The sequence below is a fragment of the Desulfobacula sp. genome (assembly GCF_021107415.1).
Genome location: NZ_JAIOSW010000242.1, coordinates 23,368 through 29,606 on the forward strand (window position 1 = coordinate 23,368; position 6,239 = coordinate 29,606).

Consider the following 6,239-nt stretch of genomic DNA (forward strand, 5'->3'; position numbering starts at 1 on the left):
AACAATACAATCAAGATACTTTATTTAATATACTTCCTTTGTCATCCAAAAGGAAAACTTCATAATTATTTTTTTTAGCCTGATCAATCAGGTCCTCTTTTATAACGGCCTGGACCTCATATTTATTATTCATAATATCCTTGGGCATTATAAGAAAGCATTGCTGTGAAATTTCCTTGGATTTAAAGGTCGGAATAAAAGTTGATCCTGTCTCTTTGTCCGTATAGCCCACAAATTTTTCATTGGATGTTCCCGGATTCTGAACAATAATATAATACCAGGTATCTTTTATTTGAGCATTCAATTTTTTAAATTCTCCCAAAAGGTTTGTTTCAATCAAATATAAGACTATTTTTTATAAAATAAAGGTGGAATTGGCAAATACAAACAAAAAAGCCCTACCTTATTTAAAAGGGCAGGGCTTTTAAAAGTTTAATACTTAGGAAATACTAAATTTCAAGCCATGAATCAGAATAGAGTGTTTCACCCATAATGACTTTGTAAGTTTTCGCATAATCCTGCATTTCTTTATCAAGGCTTGCAATATCAGGTACGTTACCGTCCATCATGCCGTAAATCAGGTCAACAATATCCTGGCGCTCGCCTTTGGCAATAGCGGTCAGTTGTTTGTCAAGCGGATCGGAAATAACGGCTTTCATACCATATTTTTCAAGCATAACCATATAGGTCTGATTAAGGATGCCGCGAAGATGTTCCGGAGGTCCATTGGAGATATTGGAAAGACCACAGGTGGATTTAGAACCCGGTGCCATGTCTTCAAGCATCATTTGAAAATTCATAAGGCTCATTAACTGCTGCTGCTGGATATTAACAGGGGTTACAATCCCGTCCACCCAGATTTTTTCATTGGCAATCCCTGCTTCATTGGCAAAATAAAGCAGTTCAACAGCTAAGGCCGCTCTTTCATTTTCATCCCTTGGAAGACCATCCGGTCCCCACATCAGCGCAACAAAGTCAGCATCGTATTCTACAGCAAGGGGTACCATTTTTTCATATCTTTCAGGTCTTGCCATAATAGAATTGATAACATGCGGCTGATCAGCAGGTTTACAAACCTTAAGTCCTGCCTCAATGGCATCAATATTAGAGGAGTCAAGAAGCAGGGGCATTCCCGGAACAGCTTCCTGAACAACATTAACAACCCAGGGCATTAACTCTGTTCCGAACTTTTTAGCAGGCCCCAGGTTGATATCGATATAATCCATGCCCAGTTCTTTTTGTCTGACAACTTCTTCCTGAATGGGTACTGGATTACGTTTGGCTGGATCTGCTTGTTTGAATTCTTTTCCAATGATAGTGGAAATGACATTCAGGCTTTCACCAAAAAGTATCATGTTTTCTTCCTTTTAAATTAAATATGTTCAATTTTAAGCCGGGGCAGTGAAGTTGCCCCGGCTTTTTTATTACTTATTGGGTTTTCAGGAATGCAGGCAGATGGGCCGCTTCCCTTGGGCCAACGATAATGGTCCAGCCGGGAAGTTCTTCTTCGATATCACCTGCAATAGCAGCTGCATAACCTGGAATAATGAGGCTGTTATGTTTTACCTTATCCATTATTCCGCTCTTTTTAACAAACATTCCCACATCATCGCCGCCAAATTTACCGGCAGCCCAGGCAGTCAGAACGGAAAGACCTTCAGAATCTTTGACCAATAACCAGGCCGGCACTCTACTGGCTTCGATTTCACCGGAAACAATAAAGTAGGTCAATGCAAAGTTGGTGGTCACAAGAACCGGAGAATTTTCATCGGGATTGCCAATTTCAAAAATGCCTTCTGTTACTGTCATGGGTCTTTGAGGATCAGTAAAGATATTGAGTCTTTCAAGTAGAAGCGGAAAAAGTGATTCAGTTGCAAAATCAGACATGACAACAATTCCGCCGTATTTAGCTACAAACATACCGGCGATAAGGGTTTCCATATCAAGGTTGGATGCCATTTCACACGGGAATGTAATGGTCGGGAAACCCAAGGCTTTATTGGAAGCTTTAAGGGCAGCACGCCGGATGGCGATTTGATCTTCAAAGGCCTGCTTGATTTCTCTTGAACCCGGATCAAGAACAAGATCTTTGAGTCCCATACCAGTGAGTTTTTCTGTCAAAGCCTGGAGCGCATCCACAGAATCGGCTTTAACAGCCAGAGGCAGATCATTGTCTTTTGCCAGAGCACCCATGTCATCTGCATTGCTTTCGGTTGCAGCATAGAGCAACGGGCGTTTGAAACCAGCGGCTTCAATACCTGCTTTCATAACATCAAGGTCTTCGGTCATCAATACCAGATTGAACTCAGATTCTTTGGCTATTTTACCGGCAACGGCAGCAAATCCATCCGCGCCATTGCCAGCATCTTTAACCACCAGGAGTTCAGGTCTTAAATTTAGACCAACCCGTTCATACTGGAATGCATTATAAACTTTAAGCGCTTTATCAAGATCTGCTCCGTCAATGTCCGAGGCGATGGTTGCGGCCAGGACAGTTTTGTTAAAAAATGTTTTTTCATGTCTGTAAAGAACAGTCTCGCCACCTGTTGTGGTTTTACGTACACCTTTACCCAGCGCAACAGGACGGATAGGTGGTGCTGATGCTTCAGCCAACTGCTCTTTTGCTTCGTCGGAAACATAGGGGCACGCATCCAGTTCCGCCTTTCCGGAGGCAAGATTCATTGCAAAGGCAAGGCAGGTTGGAACCCCGCACTCCTTACAATTTGTCTTGGGCAGGAGTTTGAATATCTGTATACCGGTTAATGCCATTTTTTTCTCCTTAAGTTTTAAAAACTTTATGAAAAAGGTCCGACAGTAGAAAATCTGGTGTGATACCTGCCGGACCTTTTGTTTTAGTAATGATTAAACAAGTGATTCCATATCAAGCGCGGGATGACCTTTTTCCTTGAGGAAGGGCATGATTTCTTCCTCTGTCAGACCCACGGTTTCATCTGCAATCATGTCATAGAGTCCCGGAACGCCCATGTCTTCGCCACGTTTTGTTATACGATCCTTCAGTTCTTCTTTGAGCTGCTTCGGCATCCAGACCATTCTCAAGAGTCCGCCGTCACCCAGGATGAATTTACCCTGGGTAATGTTGAACTTGGAATGACCCACAAAGCCGGGAGATGCTGCACCACCGCCCATGACACCGGCGAGTGTGGTAAACTTCATACCGCAGGGTGTTTCACCTGCGTAATCACGGCCAACCGTCATGACACCGTTACAGCCCGGCAGCATGGCAGCAATACATTCGCAGCAGCCACAGGTTGTCATGGGATCAATGACCATTGAGTAGAAGTTGTAATGGGTAACAGCGCCCCTGGAGGCTTTGTAAACAAAGTCATTGACGCCTTTCCACTGACCCAGTTTCGGATCAATACATTCCCCTTTTTCAATGGGCTGGTTGGGACCTGTGGGATTGATTTCAAAAGATGCTTTGCAGTCCATCCAGTTGTATGCGCCGCAAAGACCCGTTCTTTCAGGACTTACCGAACATACATGGCTGGGAGCAAAAGACTGACACAGTGTACAGGAGTAATAGGTTTCAACATCTTCATCCACCATACCATCAACCCGGGCATCACGTTTTTGATATTCAGCCCTTGCTGTCTTGGTCAGTTTATCAACGTCGGCTTTTTTGGTGTAAAGGGTAACCTGAACCTTATCAAGGATATTACCAAAATCCTGATGGAACTTGGCATGGAGAACCGTACCGATATCTTTCAGTGTAAAGCCTTTTTCAATAGCGGCTTTACTGATACGTATCCAGGAGATGTCCCTTTGGCCAATATGCATGACACTCTGGATATAGTTAACCAGATGATGGATCTGTCTTTCTATGATAGGTTCAAAATCTTCTTGAAATTCACGACCTGCAATCTGTACAAAGATGCCCAGCGGGAAGGTCTCTCCTTCTTTAATACCGTCAAGATCAGGACCGTCAAGGATGACCTTTCCATCTTCAATAGCACCAATATCAGCCATTTTTACAAGCTCGGTGCATTGGGTTTTCCCACCGCCGCACTGGGCATGTAAATCCGCACCCCTTACTCGCTCGCCTTCATAAGCAGGACCAAATGAACAGGAAATATCAATTTCGGAAACAAGGGTTTTAAGTCCACGGACTTCAACCGATTTTGCACAGATGTCTTCATGGGCAACAGGAGAGACTACATGCTCGTATGTACAAATACCCGTGGGAAGGATCTGGGTAATATCAGTGTCGGCTAAGGTTGGGAAGCCCCAGTTTACACAGCCGGCAGCAGCAACACCCCATTCGGTTCCCACTTCGCCCAGAGCATTGACAAATGCAAACACTCTTTCTTTGTTGTACATGAGGATTTTTTTATAATCACCCGGCTCAACACCACCAAAGGCCATTGCAACCCTGTTGGCAAAACCTGCTGCAAAAACAGCGGATGAGATGTCCGGGCCGAAACATGCAATTCGTGTACTCCATCCCACCTGCACTCCGGCTTCAATAAGCTGCTCGACTACGGTTGTGCCGTTATGGTTTGCAGCCAGGAACATGTAAAGACCTCTTTGCTGATAATCTTCAATGATCATTTTTGCAGTTTCAGGATCAGGCGCAGACCCTACTATTGCAGCAAAACCGGGAGCAGATCCGTCAACAAACTCGACCCCTCTTTTCCTGAAGATGGTATCATCTGCAGCACCGGTCCATAGTTTTCCATTTTCAATATCCGGATCTTCTGCATGGAGATAGAAATCAGGTTCATTCAGATATCTGAGCGCTTCTATAACTTCAAAGGATATAATTCCTGCCATTCCTGCATCCAGAAGAGGCCCGAGGAACGGTAGCCAGGTTTTGTTTTTAATGTGGGGGGGAAGAAGTCCCCGTGCAATATCCAGAGGTTCCTGTAAGTCTTCAAGGGTTTCAACCTTGATGCCGAAAAGTGAATATATTACCGGCAGGAAATAACCAGTGTTGGGAAATCCTACTTTGGTATCCGCATCATAGGTTGCAAGCGCTTTATTTAACGCCCCTTCAGCTTGTGTAACAACTTTATAACCACCCTGAATGGCAGCAAATGCTATTAATCTTGACATTTTGTTCCTCCTTCGTTGAGGATTTTATATTTAATGATACTTTTACAATACATGAATTTAGTTATACCTAAAGAGCCTGGCGTGAAGCAAAATCCATCATAACCCGTTCTCTTGCCTTGTCAATACCCAGCGCTTTCCGTTTTTTATCGATATGGGCAATCATGAGATGGGCATGTTTAATAGGATCCTGTTCAGCACCCCACATGCCGCCGTAAAGGTCTTCAAACTCTTTACAGATGTAATTATTGAACACTGGGGCGCCCGTTGTGGGCAGGTTGCTGAAAACTGTATAAACACCTGATGCGACAAAATAATGACCAATACTTATCGCCTTTTCACTCATCCATTCAGGAGCACTTCCTGCTGCAGGCAGATCAGAAATATCATTTCCCAGCCCCCCGGCCTTAACAACTTCTGTTGCCGCCAGAAGAATCCGGCTGTTGTCAACACAGGAACCTAAGTGAAGAATGGGAGGAATCCCAACAGTTTCGCAAACTTCGGCAAGACCGGCACCGGCATGTGTTGCAGCGGCTTCAGGCATAAGAAGACCTTCCATGGCGCAGGCTATTGCCGTACATCCGGTTGTAAGGACAATCACATCATTTTTGATCAGCTCCTTACATATGGCTATATGATCACGATTGTGTTTTGTTCTGGCGTTATTACATCCTACTACGCCTGCAACTCCTCGAACACGACCGTTTATTATGTTGTCATTGAGGGTATAGTATGTGCCGCGGAATGAACCACCAAGATGATATTGTGTAGATTCAACGCTAAAGCCTGCCACGAGAGGTGCTTTGTGCTTTGGAATCATAACTTCTGCAGCACGGTTTTGAAAATTATCAATGGCCATTTTAACGATTCGTTCAGCATCTTCAGCTGCATGATGCTCGTCAAATTCGATATGGATAGTAGTATCCTGTTCCATTCTGGCAATTGGATGGGTAGTGATCAGGTGAGTATGAAAACAATTTGCAACGTTAGCAATATTCTGCATGATACACTGGATATCAACCACCATGGCGTCACATGCGCCGGTTATGATGGCAAGCTCCTGCTGTAAAAATGTTCCGCACAAGGGTACACCATGACGCTGAAGCATTTCATTGGCCGTACAACAGATCCCTGAGAGCTGGATACCGGCCGCACCTTTTTCTTTAGCA

4 protein-coding genes and 1 pseudogene are annotated in these 6,239 nt (G+C 44.2%); all 5 read right to left on the reverse strand.

Translation table 11 applies throughout. From position 1 onward, the window contains the following. Positions 1–10 precede the first annotated feature (10 nt). Positions 11–304, reverse strand: coding sequence for a hypothetical protein (locus tag K8S13_RS13180; RefSeq protein WP_291463124.1), 294 nt, complete (start codon positions 302–304; stop codon positions 11–13). Positions 305–449: 145 nt separating this feature from the next. Beyond that, positions 450–1,355 (reverse strand): dihydropteroate synthase, encoded by a 906-nt coding sequence (locus K8S13_RS13185; protein WP_291463126.1) that lies wholly within the window; start codon positions 1,353–1,355, stop codon positions 450–452. 73 nt (positions 1,356–1,428) lie between these two features. Next, positions 1,429–2,769: an acetyl-CoA decarbonylase/synthase complex subunit gamma gene (gene acsC, locus K8S13_RS13190; protein WP_291463128.1), complete on the reverse strand. Its 1,341-nt coding sequence runs from the start codon at positions 2,767–2,769 to the stop codon at positions 1,429–1,431. 93 nt (positions 2,770–2,862) lie between these two features. After that, a complete protein-coding gene (gene acsB, locus K8S13_RS13195; protein WP_291463129.1) occupies positions 2,863–5,073 on the reverse strand; it encodes an acetyl-CoA decarbonylase/synthase complex subunit alpha/beta in 2,211 nt (736 codons plus the stop codon). Positions 5,074–5,140: 67 nt separating this feature from the next. Beyond that, a pseudogene (locus K8S13_RS13200) lies at positions 5,141–6,239 on the reverse strand (carbon monoxide dehydrogenase); the annotation flags it as partial.

Excerpts from the sequence above, each read along its gene's own strand:
- K8S13_RS13185 (WP_291463126.1), bottom strand. The coding sequence starts at position 1,355 with ATGATACTTTTTGGTGAAAGCCTGAATGTCATTTCCACTATCATTGGA.
- acsC (WP_291463128.1), bottom strand. The coding sequence starts at position 2,769 with ATGGCATTAACCGGTATACAGATATTCAAACTCCTGCCCAAGACAAAT.
- acsB (WP_291463129.1), bottom strand. The coding sequence starts at position 5,073 with ATGTCAAGATTAATAGCATTTGCTGCCATTCAGGGTGGTTATAAAGTT.